Genomic DNA, 12,688 nt, shown 5'->3' with positions numbered 1-12,688 from the left:
TTGAGATGGTGATGCCTGGCGACAACGTTTCGATGGACGTGACGCTGATCGCGCCGATCGCGATGGATGAGGGCCTGCGCTTCGCGATCCGCGAAGGTGGCCGCACCGTCGGCGCCGGCGTGGTGGCCTCGATCACGAAGTAAGGCCGCACGTCATGGACAGCCAAAACATCCGCATCCGCCTCAAGGCGTTCGATCACCGCGTGCTGGATGGCAGCACGCGGGAGATCGTGAACACCGCGAAGCGGACCGGTGCGCAGGTGCGCGGGCCCATCCCGCTGCCCACGCAGATTGAACGGTTCACCGTGAACCGTTCTCCGCACGTGGACAAGAAGAGCCGCGAACAGTTCGAGATCCGTACGCATCGTCGGCTGCTCGACATCGTCGACCCCACTCCGCAGACCGTGGACGCGCTGATGAAGCTCGACCTGGCCTCCGGTGTGGACGTCGAGATCAAGATCTGAGGGACGTGCCGCCATGGCCCACTACGGCCGAACTGGGCTGATCGCCCGCAAGCTGGGGATGACCCGGCTGTTCCAGGACGATGGCACGACTGTGCCCGTCACTGTGCTGCATGTGGATGACGTCCGCGTCATCGCGCAGCGCACCGAGGAGACTGACGGCTATGCCGCCGTTCAGCTCGGCTTTGGCAAGGCCAAGCCGAAGAATGTCTCCAAGCCCAACAAGGGCCACTTCGCCAAGGCTGGTGCCGAGGCGCCGATGAAGCTTGTCGAGTTCCGTGTGGCCGGCGACGCGCTGGTTGCCCCGGGTTCCAAGCTCTCTCCGGCGCACTTCCTGGCCGGCCAGCGCGTGGACGTTGTCGGCGTCACCAAGGGCAAGGGGTTTGCCGGCGCGATGAAGCGCTGGAACTTCTCGGGCCTCGAGGCGTCGCACGGCGTGTCCATCAGCCATCGTTCCCATGGTTCGACCGGTAACCGTCAGGATCCGGGCAAGACCTTCAAGAACAAGAAGATGGCCGGTCACCTCGGTGTCGAGCGCGTGACCACCCAGAACCTCACGGTCGCGGGTGTGGACGTGGAGAAGGGCCTTCTGCTCATCAAGGGTGCCGTTCCGGGCGCCAAGGGTGGCTACGTGCTGGTGAGCGACGCTGTGAAGCGCGCCCGTCCGGCCGATGCTCCCTTCCCGGCGGCGGTGGCCTGAGGATACGACGATGCAAGTGAAGGTCATCACCCTCGACAACGCCCCCGCTGGCGACATCGACCTGCCGGACGAGCTGTTCGCAGCCGCCCTGCGGGCCGATATCCTGGCGCGCGTCATCCATTGGCAGCTCGCCAAGCGCCGTGCCGGCACCCACAAGGCCAAGGGCATGGGCGAGGTTTCGGGCACCACCAAGAAGCCGTACAAGCAGAAGGGCACGGGCAACGCCCGCCAGGGCTCTTTGCGCGCTCCGCAGTACCGCAAGGGCGGCGTGGTGCACGGTCCGGTGGTCCGCGACCATGGCTACTCGCTGAACAAGAAGGTCCGCCGCCTCGGCCTCATCGCCGCCCTCAGCCAGAAGCAGGCTGACGGCAAGCTGGTGGTGCTGGAGGATGCCGGTTCCGTCGCCAAGACCGCCGAAATGGCGAAGAAGGCGAAGGCGCTGGGCTGGACGTCCACCCTGGTGGTGGACGCCGCGGTGAACCCCGAGTTCGACCGCGCGCTGCGCAACATCCCCGGCCTGCAGGCCCTGCCGACCATCGGTGCGAATGTCTATGACATCATGAAGCACGATGTTCTGGCGGTGACGCGCGCCGGCGTTGAAGCCCTGAAGGAGCGCCTGGCATGAGCACCGTCTCCAAGCCTGCCGCCCCCGCGCCGCTGTCGCGTGAGCTGCAGTATCTGACGATCATCGCCCCGGTCATCACGGAGAAGGCCACCGCCCTCTCCGAGAAGAACCAGGTGGTGTTCAAGGTCGCCATGGACGCTGACAAGCGCACGATCAAGCAGGCTGTCGAAGGCCTGTTCGGCGTGTCCGTCACGGCCGTGAACACGATCGTCGTCAAGGGCAAGTCCAAGCGCTTCAAGGGCCGTCCCGGCCAGCGTTCGGACTGGAAGAAGGCCGTCGTGTCCCTGGCCGAAGGCCAGAGCATCGATCTGACCACGGGGCTGGCGTAAAACCATGGCGCTGAAGCATTTCAATCCGGTCACGCCGAGCCTTCGCGGCACGGTTCTGATCGACCGCCGGGAGCTCTGGAAGGGCAAGCCGGTCAAGGCTCTCACCGAGGGGCAGCACAGCTCCGGCGGCCGTAACAATACGGGCCGTACGACCGTGCGGTTCCGTGGGGGCGGGCACAAGCAGGCCTATCGCGTGGTGGACTTCAAGCGCCGCAAGTTCGGCGTGTCCGCTGTCGTCGAGCGCCTGGAATACGACCCGAACCGCACGGCCTTCATCGCTCTGGTGAAGTACGCGGACGGCGAGCTGTCCTACATTCTGGCGCCGCAGCGCCTGAAGGTGGGCGACACCGTGATCTCCGGTGAGCGCGTCGACATCAAGCCGGGCAATGCCGCGCCCCTGGGCAACATCCCCGTTGGCACGATCGTGCACAACGTGGAGCTGAAGCCGGGTGCGGGTGCCAAGCTGGTGCGTTCCGCCGGCACCTTCGCCCAGCTCGTGGGCAAGGACGCTGGTTTCGCGCAGCTGAAGCTGAGCTCTGGCGAGCTGCGCTTGGTGCGCGGTGAGTGCATGGCCAGCATCGGCGCTGTGTCCAACCCGGACAACAGCAACCAGGAAATCGGCAAGGCCGGCCGCAAGCGTTGGATGGGCTTCCGCCCGCACAACCGCGGCGTGACCATGAACCCCGTCGACCACCCCCATGGCGGTGGCGAGGGTCGTACCTCCGGTGGCCGTCACCCCGTGACGCCTTGGGGCAAGCCGACCAAGGGTGCCAAGACCCGCAACAACAAGCGGACCGACGGGCTCATCGTCCGGCGCCGCAACGCCACGAAGGGCTGAGGGCAATGCCGCGCAGCGTATGGAAGGGGCCGTTTGTCGACGGCTACCTGCTGAAGAAGGCGGAGGCCGCGCGGGCCTCCACCCGCAACGAGGTTATCCGCATCTGGACGCGCCGTAGCACGGTGCTCCCCCAGTTCGTGGGCCTCACCTTCGGCGTCTACAATGGTAAGAAGTTCCTGCCGGTGCAGGTGACCGAGAACATGGTTGGGCACAAGTTCGGCGAGTTCTCGCCGACGCGTACCTTCGGTGGTCACTCGGCCGACAAGAAGGCGAAGCGGGGCTGATATGAGCAAGCCGCAGCATCCCCGGGGGCTCCCGGACACCGAGGCCGAAGCGATCACCCGCAACATCCGGGTCAGCCCTCGCAAGCTGAACCTGGTTGCCGCGATGATCCGTGGCCTGCCGGCGCAGAACGCGGTCGCGACGCTGACCTTCAGCAAGCGCCGTATCGCGCAGACCGTGAAGAAGACGCTCGAGAGCGCCATCGCGAACGCGGAGAACAACCATCAGCTAGACGTGGACCGCCTGGTGGTGGCCCGCGCCGAGGTGGGTCGTGCCATGGTGATGAAGCGCTTCCACGCGCGTGGCCGCGGCCGCGCCTCGACCGTGGAAAAGTGGTTCAGCCACCTCAAGATTGTGGTCGCCGAACAGGCGGTCAAGCAGGAGGCCGCGTAACCTATGGGTCACAAAGTCAATCCGATCGGCCTCAGGCTCGGTATCAACCGTACCTGGGACAGCCGTTGGTTCGCCGGCCGGGACTATTCCTCCCTGCTGCATTCGGACGTGAAGCTGCGTGAAACGCTGCATTCCCGGCTGAAGGGTGCGGGCGTGTCCCGTATCGTGATCGAGCGTCCGGCCAAGAAGCCCCGCGTGACGATCCATGCCGCCCGCCCGGGCGTCGTGATCGGCAAGAAGGGCGCGGACATCGAGGTTCTGCGCAAGGACCTGGCCCGGCTCGCCGGCGCCGAGGTCTCGCTGAACATCCTCGAGATCCGCAAGCCCGAGCTCGACTCCACCCTGGTGGCCGAGAGCATCGCGCAGCAGCTGGAGCGCCGCGTGGCCTTCCGCCGCGCGATGAAGCGCGCCGTGCAGTCCGCGATGCGTCTGGGTGCCCTGGGTATCCGGATCAACTGCTCCGGCCGTCTGGGCGGTGCCGAGATCGCGCGCATGGAGTGGTACCGCGAGGGCCGCGTGCCCCTGCACACGCTCCGTGCCGATATCGATTACGGCGTCGCCACGGCGAAGACCACCTATGGCACCTGCGGTGTGAAGGTCTGGATCTTCAAGGGCGAGATCATGGCGCATGACCCGATGGCGCAGGACAAGCGCGCCACGGAGCAGGCTCCGCAACGCTGAGGATGTGAAAAATGCTTCAGCCGAAGCGTACAACGTATCGTAAGGCCCATAAGGGCCGCATCAAGGGCGTGGCGAGGGGCGGGTTCTCCCTGTCTTTCGGCGGCTTTGGCCTGAAGGCCCTTGAGCCCGAGCGCGTGACGGCGCGGCAGATCGAAGCCGCCCGTCGTGCTATCACTCGCGCCATGAAGCGCCAGGGCCGCGTGTGGATCCGCATCTTCCCCGATGTGCCGGTCTCCACCAAGCCTGCGGAAGTTCGCATGGGTTCCGGTAAGGGTGCGCCCGAATACTGGGTGGCCCGCGTGAAGCCGGGGCGCATCATGTTCGAGATCGACGGCGTGAGCCAGGACACGGCGCGTGAAGCGCTGGGTCTGGGTGCGGCGAAGCTGCCGATCAAGACCAAGATCGTGACGCGCCTGGGTGGCGCGGAGGCGTAGAAATGACCAAGCCGACTGATCTGCGTGTCAAGAGCACGGACGAACTGGCAGCCATGCTGCTGGATCTGCGGAAGGAGCAGTTCAATCTGCGCTTCCAGCGTGCTACTGGCCAGCTTGAGGGTACGGGTCGCATCAAGGCGGTGCGGCGCGATATCGCTCGTGTGAAGACTCTCCAGGCCGAGCGCTCCCGCGCGGCCGCCAAAGCCTAAGGAAGAGGAGACCCCGGCCATGCCGAAGCGCGTCCTCACCGGGCGGGTAGTGAGCGACAAGACGGACAAGACGATCACCGTCTTGGTCGAGCGTCGCATCATGCATCCGCTCTACAAGAAGTTCATTCGGCGCTCCAAGAAGTACGCCGTGCACGACGATGCCAACCTGGCCAAGGAAGGCGACGTGGTGTCGATCGAGGAGTGCCGTCCCATCAGCAAGCGCAAGAGCTGGCTGCTGATCGCCTGCAACGGCGCCGAGGTGGCCCGTCCGGCCGGCTTCGAGCTGCCTGCGTCTGCCCCTGGGGCTGAAGGGGTCGCGGCATGATTTCCGTCGAGACGAACCTGGAGGTCGCCGACAACTCCGGCGCCCGCCGCGTGCAGTGCATCAAGGTGCTGGGCGGTTCCAAGCGGAAGGTTGCCTCCGTCGGTGACGTGATCGTCGTCGCCGTGCAGGAAGCCATTCCCCGCGGCAAGGTGAAGAAGGGTGAAGTGCAGCGCGCCGTGATCGTGCGCACCGCCTATCCCGTTCGCCGCGCCGATGGCAGCGCCATCCGCTTCGACAAGAACGCCGCCGTGCTGCTGAACAAGCAGAACGAGCCGATCGGCACGCGTATCTTTGGCCCGGTGGTCCGTGAACTTCGCGCGAAGAAGTTCATGAAGATCATCAGCCTGGCGCCGGAGGTGCTGTAACCATGGCCGCCAAGATCAAGAAGGGCGACAAGGTTCAGGTCCTGACGGGTCGTGACAAGGGCAAGCGCGGCGAAGTGCTGCGCGTGTTCCCGACCGAGGGCCGTGCGCTGGTTCAGGGCGTGCACATCGCCAAGCGGCATCAGAAGCCCGCTGGCATGGCGCAGCCGGGTGGCATCATCCAGAAGGAGGCTCCGATTCAGCTCTCCAACCTGGCGCTGATCGACCCCAAGTCCGACAAGCCCGTGCGCGTTGGTTTCAAGGTTCTGGAGGACGGCCGCAAGGTCCGCGTCTCCAAGGCTTCGGGTGAGGTTCTCGACGCATGAGCGGGACGAAGAAGGGCTCCGCTCCGGCGGGCAAGGACAAGGCCGGGGCGCCCGCCGAGGGCGGCCGTGGCCAGTACAACGTTCCCGCGGCGCCTGGCGCCGCGGCCGCGAGCGTTGGCGAGACGCGTCTGGCGAAGTTCTACCGTGAGGAAGTGCGCGCCAAGCTGCAGGCCGAATTCGGGTTCAAGAACCCGATGGAAGTGCCGAAGCTGACGAAGATCGTGATCAACATGGGCGTGGGCGAAGCCGCCGGCGACCAGAAGAAGCTGGACGCCGCCGTGGGCGACCTGGCGCTGATCTCGGGCCAGAAGCCGGTGCGCACGCGCGCCAAGAAGGCTATCGCTGGCTTCAAGATCCGCGAAGGTCAGGCCATTGGCACGAAGGTCACGCTGCGCAGCGCCCGGATGTTCGAGTTCCTCGACCGTCTGGTGACCATCGCGCTGCCCCGCGTGCGTGACTTCCGTGGCATCCCGGGCAACCGTGGTTTCGACGGCCGGGGGAACTACACCTTCGGCATGAAGGAACAGATCGTGTTCCCCGAGATCGCCTACGACAAGGTGGATCAGGTGCGTGGCATGGACATCACGTTCGTGACGACGGCCAAGACCGACAAGGAAGCGAAGGCGTTGCTGACGCACTTCCAGCTTCCGTTCACGAAGTAAGGCATTTGGAAAACCTCCCGGCCCGGATCAGTTGATCCGCCAGCCGGGAAAGGTTCCGGAGGATAGAACCGAAATGGCGAAGACTTCGTCCATCGAGAAGAACAACCGGCGCGCTGAGCTGTCGGCGACCCACGCGAAGAAGCGTGGGGCGTTGAAGGCCATCGTGATGGACCGCGATCTGCCGATCGAGGACCGTTTCGAGGCCACGCTGAAGCTGGCGCAACTGCCGCGCAATGGCGCGAAGGTGCGTGTGCGCCTGCGTTGTGAAGTGACGGGCCGGCCTCGCGGCAATTACCGCAAGTTCAAGCTCTGCCGTAATATGCTTCGCCAAATGGCGAACACCGGGCAGCTGCCCGGTGTCGTGAAGGCTAGCTGGTAAGGAATAGCCGCATGTCCATGTCCGATCCGCTCGGGGATATGCTCACCCGCATCCGTAACGCTCAGCATGCGCGCCAGTCGCGTTGCGTGGCTCCGGCCAGCCAGCTGAAGGCGGATGTGCTCGATGTTCTGAAGCGCGAAGGCTATATCCGGGCCTGGCGCAAGACGGACATCCGCACCGGTATCTCTCAGCTCGACATCGAGCTGAAGTATGCCGAGGGTGAGCCCGCCATCAAGGAGATTGCGCGCGTGTCGAAGCCCGGCCGCCGCGTCTATTCGAAGATCAAGGAGCTGCCGAAGTTCTACAACGGCCTCGGCATCCAGATCCTGTCCACGCCGAAGGGCGTGATGAGCGACGTCGAAGCGCGCGCTGCCAATGTTGGCGGCGAAGTGCTCGCCCGCGTGTTCTAAGGGAGGGGGAAGCATGTCGCGCGTCGGCAAATACCCCGTGCCTGTCCCGGCCGGCGTTACCGTTGCCCTTCAGGGCCGGACGCTGGTGGCGAAGGGCAAGCTCGGCGAATTGTCCCTCCCCCTCACGGATGAGGTGGATGTGGAAATCGCTCCCGGCACCGTGGCTGTGAAGCCGCGGGGCGAGGATCGTCGCAGCCGCACGCTGTGGGGTACCACCCGCAGTCTGGTGAACGGCATGGTGACCGGTGTGTCCACGGGCTTCACGAAGTCCATGGAAATCAACGGCACTGGTTACCGTGCGGCGGTGCAGGGCAGTGATCTGGTGCTGAACCTCGGTTACAGCCACGAGATCCGCTACCCGGTGCCCGCTGGCATCAAGATCACCTGCGAGAAGCCGACCGCCATCAAGGTGGAAGGCATCGACAAGCAGAAGGTTGGTCAGGTTGCCGCCGAAATCCGTGGCTTCCGCGGCCCCGAGCCCTATAAGGGCAAGGGCGTGAAGTACGACAACGAAGTCATCCTCCGGAAGGAGGGTAAGAAGAAGTAATGGCCCAGAAGCTCTCTCTGGAAGATCGCCGCCGGCAGCGCCTCCGCTTTCAGCTCAAGCTGAAGAGCGGCGGTCGTCCCCGCCTCTCGGTGTTCCGCTCCGGCAAGCACATCTACGCCCAGATCATCGACGACAAGGCCGGCCGTACGGTCGCCGCCGCGTCCTCGATCGAGAAGGACATGCGCGGCGCCCTGAAGACCGGGGCGGACAAGGATGCGGCGACCGCCGTTGGCAAGCTGGTGGCCGAACGTGCCCTGGCCGCTGGCGTCACGGCCGTGGTGTTCGACCGTGGGCCCTACCTGTATCATGGCCGCGTCAAGGCGCTGGCCGAGGCTGCCCGTGAGGGCGGCCTGTCCTTCTGAGGAAGCAGCGACATGGCACGTGAACCGCGCAGCGGTGGCGAACCGGGCGATCAGGAGAACCGGCGTGGCCGTGGCCGAGGCCGCGGTCGCGACGAGAACCGTCAGCCCGAGCGCGATCAGGACGACCTGAAGGACAAGCTGGTCACGATCAACCGCGTGGCCAAGGTGGTGAAGGGTGGCCGTCGCTTCTCCTTCGCCGCTCTGGTCGTCGTGGGTGATCAGAAGGGCCGGGTCGGCTGGGGCGCGGGCAAGGCCCGCGAGGTGCCGGAAGCGATCCGCAAGGCCACGGAGCGTGCCAAGCGCACGATGATCCGTGTGCCGATGCGTGAGGGTCGCACCCTGCACCATGACGTGATCGGCGACTTCGGCGCCGGCCGCGTGATCCTGCGGGCCGCCCCCCAGGGTACCGGCATCATCGCCGGCGGCCCGATGCGCGCGGTGTTCGAGAGCCTGGGCATTGGCGACGTCGTCGCCAAGTGCACGGGCACCACGAACCCGCACAATATGGTGAAGGCCACCTTCGCCGCGCTTGAGCGTGTGACTTCCCCTCGTGCCGTGGCGACCCGCCGTGGCAAGAAGGTGAGCGACATCCTCGGCGCGAAGAAGGGCGAAGAGGTGGTGGAGGCGGCCAATGGCTGACGAGACTGGTAAGGTGAAGGTGCGGCAGGTGGGTTCGCCCATCGGCCGCAAGCCCGGCCAGCGCGAGACGCTGATCGGCCTCGGCCTGAACAAGATGAACCGCGTGAGCGAGCTCGAGGACACCCCCAGCGTTCGGGGCATGATCCGCAAGGTCGCGCACCTGGTGAAGGTGGAGAGCTGAGATGAAGCTCAACGAGATCCGCGACAACGAGGGCGCCCGCCCGAAGTTCAAGCGCATCGGTCGCGGTATCGGCTCTGGTAAGGGCAAGACCGGCGGCCGCGGCGTGAAGGGTCAGAAGGCTCGTACCGGCGTGTCGCTGAACGGGTTCGAGGGCGGTCAGCTCCCGATCTACCGGCGTCTGCCGAAGCGTGGCTTCGTCAACCTGTTCCGCAAGGAATACGCGCCGCTGAACATCGGTGCGCTGGACAAGGCCATCGCCGAGGGCCGCCTGCCGGGCGACCAGGCGCTGACCGAGGAGCACCTGCGTGCCGCTGGCGTCGTGCGCGCCGGTGCCAAGCTGGCGGGCGTCCGCCTGCTGGGCCAGGGGCAGATCACCCGCGCCGTGACCATCACGGTGTCCGGTGCCTCCGCCACGGCCGTTGCGGCCATTCAGGCGGCGGGCGGCACGATCACCCTGCTGAACGCGCCGGCGGAAGCCAGCGAAGCTTGATGCGGACCCCCCGCGCTTTTTTGCGCGGGGTGGTGTAATAGGGGCGGCGCCCGGGATTCTCTCGGGCGCCGTATCTTTGAGAACTTCCGGGGATTAGGGACGCATGGCGTCAGCGGCGGAACAACTGGCGGGCAGTCTGAACCTGGGCGTCCTGGCCAAGGCGACGGAGCTGAAGAACCGCATCTGGTTCACGCTGGGCGCGCTCATCGTCTATCGATTCGGCAGCTATGTGCCGGTCCCTGGCGTCGATGCAGCCGTGATGGGTGAGATGCTCTCCCAGCATGGCGGCGGCATCCTGGGCATGTTCGACATGTTCACGGGCGGTGCCCTGGGGCGCATGACCGTGTTCGCGCTGAACATCATGCCCTACATTTCCGCCAGCATCATCATTCAGCTGCTGACCACCGCCATTCCCAGCTGGGAAGCCTTGAAGAAGGAAGGCGAGTCGGGCCGCAAGAAGCTGAACCAGTACACCCGCTACCTCACATTGCTGATCGCGATCGTGCAGGCCTATGGCATCGCCGTGGGGCTTGAGGGGATCCGCGGCAACACCGGGGCGGCGGTGGCCGATCCAGGCATGTTCTTCCGCTTCTCCTGCATGATCTCGCTGGTGGGCGGGACCATGTTCCTGATGTGGCTGGGTGAGCAGATCACGGCGCGTGGCGTGGGCAATGGCACCTCGCTGATCATCTTCGCGGGCATTGTGGCGAACCTGCCCTCCGCGCTGATCAGCACGCTGGAGCTGGGCCGCACGGGCGCGCTGTCCACCTTCTTCATCATCTTCTTCCTGGCAGCGGCGCTGGCCGTGATCGCGCTGGTGGTGTTCGTGGAGCGCGCGCAGCGCCGCATCCCCGTGCAATATCCCAAGCGCCAGGTCGGCAACCGGATGTTCGGCGGCGAGTCGACCCACCTGCCGCTGAAGATCAATACGTCCGGCGTCATTCCGCCGATCTTCGCCTCCTCCCTGCTGCTGCTGCCGGCGACCATCGCGGGCTTCTCGCAGGAAGCCACGGCGAACACCTGGGTGGAATGGATCGCGGCGCAGCTGGCGCATGGGCGTCCCGCCTACATGCTGCTGTACATGGCGCTGATCATCTTCTTCGCCTTCTTCTACACGGCCGTGGTGTTCAACCCGCAGGAGACGGCGGAGAACCTCAAGAAGAACGGCGGCTTCGTGCCGGGCATCCGCCCCGGGGCCAACACGGCCGAATATTTCGACCGAGTGCTGACGCGCCTGACGGTGCTGGGTGCGATCTATCTCTGCGTGGTCTGCCTGATCCCGGAGATCCTGATCTCGAACTACGGCGTGCCGTTCTATTTCGGCGGCACTTCGCTGCTGATCCTGGTGACCGTCACGATGGATACCGTGGCGCAGGTGCAATCCCACCTGTTCCAGCACCAGTATGAAGGCCTGATCAAGAAAGCCCGGCTGGGCGGCCGTGGCCCGAGGACGCGCTGATGAACCTGATTCTCATGGGCCCGCCGGGGGCGGGGAAGGGCACCCAGGCCAAGCGCCTGGAGGAAGCCTTTGGCTTGGTGCAGATCTCGACGGGCGACATGCTGCGCGCCGAGGTCAAGGCCGGCACCCCCATCGGCCTGCAGGCCAAGGCCATCATGGAGCGCGGTGACCTGGTGCCTGACGCCATCATCACCGCCATGCTGGCCAACCGGGTGGACCAGCCCGACGCGGCCCGTGGCTTCATCCTGGATGGTTTTCCGCGCACCGTGCCGCAGGCCGAGTCGCTGGACGCCATGCTCAAGGAGAAGGGCATCCAGATCGACCATGTGATCGAGCTGAAGGTGGATGACGCTGCCCTGGTGGAGCGCATCTCCGGCCGGTTCACATGCGCGAAGTGCGGCGAGGGGTATCACGATACCTTCAAGCCCACGAAGCAGCCCGGCGTCTGTGACGCCTGTGGCAGCACCGAATTCACCCGCCGCGCGGACGACAAGGCTGAGACCGTCGCCGCCCGCCTGGCGGCCTATCATCGGCAGACAGCGCCGCTGCTCCCCTTCTACGGGGCGCAGGGCAAGCTGAAGGCCGTGGACGGCATGGCAGAGATGGATCAGGTGACCGGGGAACTCTCGGCCCTGTTGCGGAGCTGACATGCAGTTGACTCTTTCCCCCCGCGGGTGTAGTGCGCCGCCTTCCTCCGGCATCGATGCCTCGGCGTCGTTTAGTCGCGTGAACCCGTATTCTCATGGTTGGTGCCGTGCCCACGGCCACCGCCGCCCTAACTGAGACAGGAGCAGGACAGTGGCGCGTATCGCCGGCGTGAACATCCCCACGAACAAGCGGGTGGAGATTTCACTGCGCTACATCTATGGCATCGGTCCCAAGAACGCGAAGGACATCTGCGAGCGCCTCGGCATTGCTGCCGAGCGCCGGGTGAACCAGCTGACTGACGACGAGATTCTGAAGATTCGTGAGCTGATCGACCATGATTTCCGCGTGGAGGGTGACCTCCGCCGCGAAGTGGCGATGAACATCAAGCGTCTGATGGACATGGCTTGCTACCGGGGCCTTCGGCACCGTCGTGGCCTGCCGGTCCGTGGCCAGCGCACGCACACCAATGCCCGTACCCGCAAGGGCAAGGCGGTGGCCGTTGCCGGCAAGAAGAAGGTGACGAAGTAATATGGCGCGTCCCGCTACCTCCTCTTCCCGTCCTCGCAAGAAGGAACGGAAGAACATCTCCTCTGGCGTCGCGCATGTGCTGGCCACGTTCAACAACACGATCGTGACCATCACCGACGCCCAGGGCAACGCGATCTCCTGGTCCTCCTCGGGCACCCAGGGCTTCAAGGGCTCTCGCAAGAGCACGCCCTATGCCGCCCAGATGGCTGCCGAGGACGCGGGCCGCAAGGCGCGTGAGCATGGCATGGAGACGCTCGAGATCATGGTGAGCGGCCCCGGTTCGGGCCGTGAGAGCGCCCTGCGCGCTCTGCAGTCCGTGGGTTTCTACGTGACCACCATCCGTGACGTGACGCCCATCCCGCACAACGGTTGCCGTCCCCGCAAGCGCCGCCGCGTCTGACCTTCGGGTCTGACCTGGC

The 12,688-nt window shown here is 65.5% G+C and carries 26 protein-coding genes; all 26 read left to right on the top strand.

Annotation, left to right across the window (positions count from 1 at the left end; all coding sequences use genetic code 11):
* Window positions 1-143 (top strand): EF-Tu C-terminal domain-related protein (locus GT007_RS15610; protein WP_457852343.1); only part of this gene is annotated, 143 nt, incomplete at its 5' end.
* 11 nt (window positions 144-154) lie between these two features.
* Window positions 155-463, top strand: a complete 309-nt coding sequence (gene rpsJ, locus GT007_RS15605) for a 30S ribosomal protein S10 (protein WP_127789263.1) — start codon at window positions 155-157, stop codon at window positions 461-463.
* A gap of 13 nt (window positions 464-476) precedes the next feature.
* The gene (gene rplC, locus GT007_RS15600) at window positions 477-1,160 is read left to right on the top strand and encodes a 50S ribosomal protein L3 (RefSeq protein WP_160122552.1); all 684 of its coding nucleotides are present in this window, start codon (window positions 477-479) and stop codon (window positions 1,158-1,160) included.
* Window positions 1,161-1,170: 10 nt separating this feature from the next.
* The gene (gene rplD / locus GT007_RS15595) at window positions 1,171-1,785 is read left to right on the top strand and encodes a 50S ribosomal protein L4 (RefSeq protein ID WP_160122551.1); all 615 of its coding nucleotides are present in this window, start codon (window positions 1,171-1,173) and stop codon (window positions 1,783-1,785) included.
* A 32-nt stretch (window positions 1,786-1,817) separates the two neighbouring features.
* Window positions 1,818-2,114: a 50S ribosomal protein L23 gene (locus GT007_RS15590; protein WP_201451941.1), complete on the top strand. Its 297-nt coding sequence runs from the start codon at window positions 1,818-1,820 to the stop codon at window positions 2,112-2,114.
* Between the two features lie 4 nt (window positions 2,115-2,118).
* Entirely contained in the window at window positions 2,119-2,952 is an 834-nt protein-coding gene (gene rplB / locus GT007_RS15585) for a 50S ribosomal protein L2 (protein WP_160122549.1), read from the top strand.
* Window positions 2,953-2,957: 5 nt separating this feature from the next.
* Window positions 2,958-3,236 carry a 30S ribosomal protein S19 gene (gene rpsS / locus GT007_RS15580; RefSeq protein ID WP_127789258.1) on the top strand — a complete coding sequence of 93 codons (279 nt, stop codon included), beginning with the start codon at window positions 2,958-2,960 and terminating at the stop codon, window positions 3,234-3,236.
* Between the two features lies 1 nt (window position 3,237).
* Entirely contained in the window at window positions 3,238-3,627 is a 390-nt protein-coding gene (gene rplV / locus GT007_RS15575; protein ID WP_160122548.1) for a 50S ribosomal protein L22, read from the top strand.
* 3 nt (window positions 3,628-3,630) lie between these two features.
* Window positions 3,631-4,308, top strand: coding sequence for a 30S ribosomal protein S3 (gene rpsC, locus GT007_RS15570; RefSeq protein ID WP_160122547.1), 678 nt, complete (start codon window positions 3,631-3,633; stop codon window positions 4,306-4,308).
* 11 nt (window positions 4,309-4,319) lie between these two features.
* A complete protein-coding gene (gene rplP, locus GT007_RS15565; RefSeq protein WP_160122546.1) occupies window positions 4,320-4,742 on the top strand; it encodes a 50S ribosomal protein L16 in 423 nt (140 codons plus the stop codon).
* Between the two features lie 2 nt (window positions 4,743-4,744).
* A complete protein-coding gene (gene rpmC, locus GT007_RS15560) occupies window positions 4,745-4,951 on the top strand; it encodes a 50S ribosomal protein L29 (RefSeq protein ID WP_160122545.1) in 207 nt (68 codons plus the stop codon).
* Between the two features lie 19 nt (window positions 4,952-4,970).
* Window positions 4,971-5,276 carry a 30S ribosomal protein S17 gene (gene rpsQ / locus GT007_RS15555; RefSeq protein ID WP_160122544.1) on the top strand — a complete coding sequence of 102 codons (306 nt, stop codon included), beginning with the start codon at window positions 4,971-4,973 and terminating at the stop codon, window positions 5,274-5,276.
* Window positions 5,273-5,641: a 50S ribosomal protein L14 gene (gene rplN / locus GT007_RS15550; protein ID WP_160122543.1), complete on the top strand. Its 369-nt coding sequence runs from the start codon at window positions 5,273-5,275 to the stop codon at window positions 5,639-5,641. Before rpsQ ends, rplN begins: the two co-directional genes overlap by 4 nt.
* Before the next feature lie 2 nt (window positions 5,642-5,643).
* On the top strand, window positions 5,644-5,964 hold the full coding sequence (gene rplX / locus GT007_RS15545; protein WP_160122542.1) for a 50S ribosomal protein L24: 321 nt from the start codon (window positions 5,644-5,646) through the stop codon (window positions 5,962-5,964).
* Complete coding sequence (rplE, locus tag GT007_RS15540; protein WP_160122541.1) at window positions 5,961-6,626, top strand: 50S ribosomal protein L5; 666 nt, start codon at window positions 5,961-5,963, stop codon at window positions 6,624-6,626. Before rplX ends, rplE begins: the two co-directional genes overlap by 4 nt.
* 73 nt (window positions 6,627-6,699) lie before the next feature.
* Complete coding sequence (rpsN, locus tag GT007_RS15535) at window positions 6,700-7,005, top strand: 30S ribosomal protein S14 (protein WP_160122540.1); 306 nt, start codon at window positions 6,700-6,702, stop codon at window positions 7,003-7,005.
* 11 nt (window positions 7,006-7,016) lie between these two features.
* Entirely contained in the window at window positions 7,017-7,415 is a 399-nt protein-coding gene (rpsH, locus tag GT007_RS15530) for a 30S ribosomal protein S8 (protein ID WP_160122539.1), read from the top strand.
* A gap of 13 nt (window positions 7,416-7,428) precedes the next feature.
* Window positions 7,429-7,962 carry a 50S ribosomal protein L6 gene (gene rplF / locus GT007_RS15525; RefSeq protein ID WP_160122538.1) on the top strand — a complete coding sequence of 178 codons (534 nt, stop codon included), beginning with the start codon at window positions 7,429-7,431 and terminating at the stop codon, window positions 7,960-7,962.
* On the top strand, window positions 7,962-8,324 hold the full coding sequence (gene rplR / locus GT007_RS15520; protein ID WP_160122537.1) for a 50S ribosomal protein L18: 363 nt from the start codon (window positions 7,962-7,964) through the stop codon (window positions 8,322-8,324). Before rplF ends, rplR begins: the two co-directional genes overlap by 1 nt.
* A gap of 12 nt (window positions 8,325-8,336) precedes the next feature.
* Window positions 8,337-8,963: a 30S ribosomal protein S5 gene (gene rpsE / locus GT007_RS15515; RefSeq protein ID WP_160122536.1), complete on the top strand. Its 627-nt coding sequence runs from the start codon at window positions 8,337-8,339 to the stop codon at window positions 8,961-8,963.
* A complete protein-coding gene (rpmD, locus tag GT007_RS15510; protein WP_160122535.1) occupies window positions 8,956-9,144 on the top strand; it encodes a 50S ribosomal protein L30 in 189 nt (62 codons plus the stop codon). Before rpsE ends, rpmD begins: the two co-directional genes overlap by 8 nt.
* A gap of 1 nt (window position 9,145) precedes the next feature.
* The gene (gene rplO / locus GT007_RS15505; RefSeq protein ID WP_160122534.1) at window positions 9,146-9,634 is read left to right on the top strand and encodes a 50S ribosomal protein L15; all 489 of its coding nucleotides are present in this window, start codon (window positions 9,146-9,148) and stop codon (window positions 9,632-9,634) included.
* Between the two features lie 103 nt (window positions 9,635-9,737).
* Window positions 9,738-11,093, top strand: coding sequence for a preprotein translocase subunit SecY (secY, locus tag GT007_RS15500; RefSeq protein ID WP_160122533.1), 1,356 nt, complete (start codon window positions 9,738-9,740; stop codon window positions 11,091-11,093).
* Window positions 11,093-11,740 (top strand): adenylate kinase, encoded by a 648-nt coding sequence (locus GT007_RS15495; RefSeq protein ID WP_160122532.1) that lies wholly within the window; start codon window positions 11,093-11,095, stop codon window positions 11,738-11,740. Before secY ends, GT007_RS15495 begins: the two co-directional genes overlap by 1 nt.
* A 151-nt stretch (window positions 11,741-11,891) precedes the next feature.
* A complete protein-coding gene (gene rpsM / locus GT007_RS15490; RefSeq protein ID WP_160122531.1) occupies window positions 11,892-12,269 on the top strand; it encodes a 30S ribosomal protein S13 in 378 nt (125 codons plus the stop codon).
* Between the two features lies 1 nt (window position 12,270).
* Window positions 12,271-12,669 (top strand): 30S ribosomal protein S11, encoded by a 399-nt coding sequence (gene rpsK, locus GT007_RS15485; RefSeq protein ID WP_160122530.1) that lies wholly within the window; start codon window positions 12,271-12,273, stop codon window positions 12,667-12,669.
* Window positions 12,670-12,688 lie beyond the last annotated feature (19 nt).

Origin of the sequence: Rhodovarius lipocyclicus, assembly GCF_009900765.1 — a bacterium.
In the GTDB taxonomy this organism is placed as follows: Bacteria; Pseudomonadota; Alphaproteobacteria; order Acetobacterales; family Acetobacteraceae; genus Rhodovarius; species Rhodovarius lipocyclicus.
The sequence above is the reverse complement of the archived record's forward strand: the minus strand, read 5'-3'. Positions and strand labels throughout refer to the sequence as shown.

Bases quoted from the DNA above. Each gene is read 5' to 3' on its own strand.
- rpsJ (WP_127789263.1), top strand. From the start codon at position 155: ATGGACAGCCAAAACATCCGCATCCGCCTCAAGGCGTTCGATCACCGC.
- rplC (WP_160122552.1), top strand. From the start codon at position 477: ATGGCCCACTACGGCCGAACTGGGCTGATCGCCCGCAAGCTGGGGATG.
- rplD (WP_160122551.1), top strand. From the start codon at position 1,171: ATGCAAGTGAAGGTCATCACCCTCGACAACGCCCCCGCTGGCGACATC.
- rplB (WP_160122549.1), top strand. From the start codon at position 2,119: ATGGCGCTGAAGCATTTCAATCCGGTCACGCCGAGCCTTCGCGGCACG.
- rpsS (WP_127789258.1), top strand. From the start codon at position 2,958: ATGCCGCGCAGCGTATGGAAGGGGCCGTTTGTCGACGGCTACCTGCTG.
- rplV (WP_160122548.1), top strand. From the start codon at position 3,238: ATGAGCAAGCCGCAGCATCCCCGGGGGCTCCCGGACACCGAGGCCGAA.
- rpsC (WP_160122547.1), top strand. From the start codon at position 3,631: ATGGGTCACAAAGTCAATCCGATCGGCCTCAGGCTCGGTATCAACCGT.
- rplP (WP_160122546.1), top strand. From the start codon at position 4,320: ATGCTTCAGCCGAAGCGTACAACGTATCGTAAGGCCCATAAGGGCCGC.
- rpmC (WP_160122545.1), top strand. From the start codon at position 4,745: ATGACCAAGCCGACTGATCTGCGTGTCAAGAGCACGGACGAACTGGCA.
- rpsQ (WP_160122544.1), top strand. From the start codon at position 4,971: ATGCCGAAGCGCGTCCTCACCGGGCGGGTAGTGAGCGACAAGACGGAC.
- rplN (WP_160122543.1), top strand. From the start codon at position 5,273: ATGATTTCCGTCGAGACGAACCTGGAGGTCGCCGACAACTCCGGCGCC.
- rplX (WP_160122542.1), top strand. From the start codon at position 5,644: ATGGCCGCCAAGATCAAGAAGGGCGACAAGGTTCAGGTCCTGACGGGT.
- rplE (WP_160122541.1), top strand. From the start codon at position 5,961: ATGAGCGGGACGAAGAAGGGCTCCGCTCCGGCGGGCAAGGACAAGGCC.
- rpsN (WP_160122540.1), top strand. From the start codon at position 6,700: ATGGCGAAGACTTCGTCCATCGAGAAGAACAACCGGCGCGCTGAGCTG.
- rpsH (WP_160122539.1), top strand. From the start codon at position 7,017: ATGTCCATGTCCGATCCGCTCGGGGATATGCTCACCCGCATCCGTAAC.
- rplF (WP_160122538.1), top strand. From the start codon at position 7,429: ATGTCGCGCGTCGGCAAATACCCCGTGCCTGTCCCGGCCGGCGTTACC.
- rplR (WP_160122537.1), top strand. From the start codon at position 7,962: ATGGCCCAGAAGCTCTCTCTGGAAGATCGCCGCCGGCAGCGCCTCCGC.
- rpsE (WP_160122536.1), top strand. From the start codon at position 8,337: ATGGCACGTGAACCGCGCAGCGGTGGCGAACCGGGCGATCAGGAGAAC.
- rpmD (WP_160122535.1), top strand. From the start codon at position 8,956: ATGGCTGACGAGACTGGTAAGGTGAAGGTGCGGCAGGTGGGTTCGCCC.
- rplO (WP_160122534.1), top strand. From the start codon at position 9,146: ATGAAGCTCAACGAGATCCGCGACAACGAGGGCGCCCGCCCGAAGTTC.
- secY (WP_160122533.1), top strand. From the start codon at position 9,738: ATGGCGTCAGCGGCGGAACAACTGGCGGGCAGTCTGAACCTGGGCGTC.
- GT007_RS15495 (WP_160122532.1), top strand. From the start codon at position 11,093: ATGAACCTGATTCTCATGGGCCCGCCGGGGGCGGGGAAGGGCACCCAG.
- rpsK (WP_160122530.1), top strand. From the start codon at position 12,271: ATGGCGCGTCCCGCTACCTCCTCTTCCCGTCCTCGCAAGAAGGAACGG.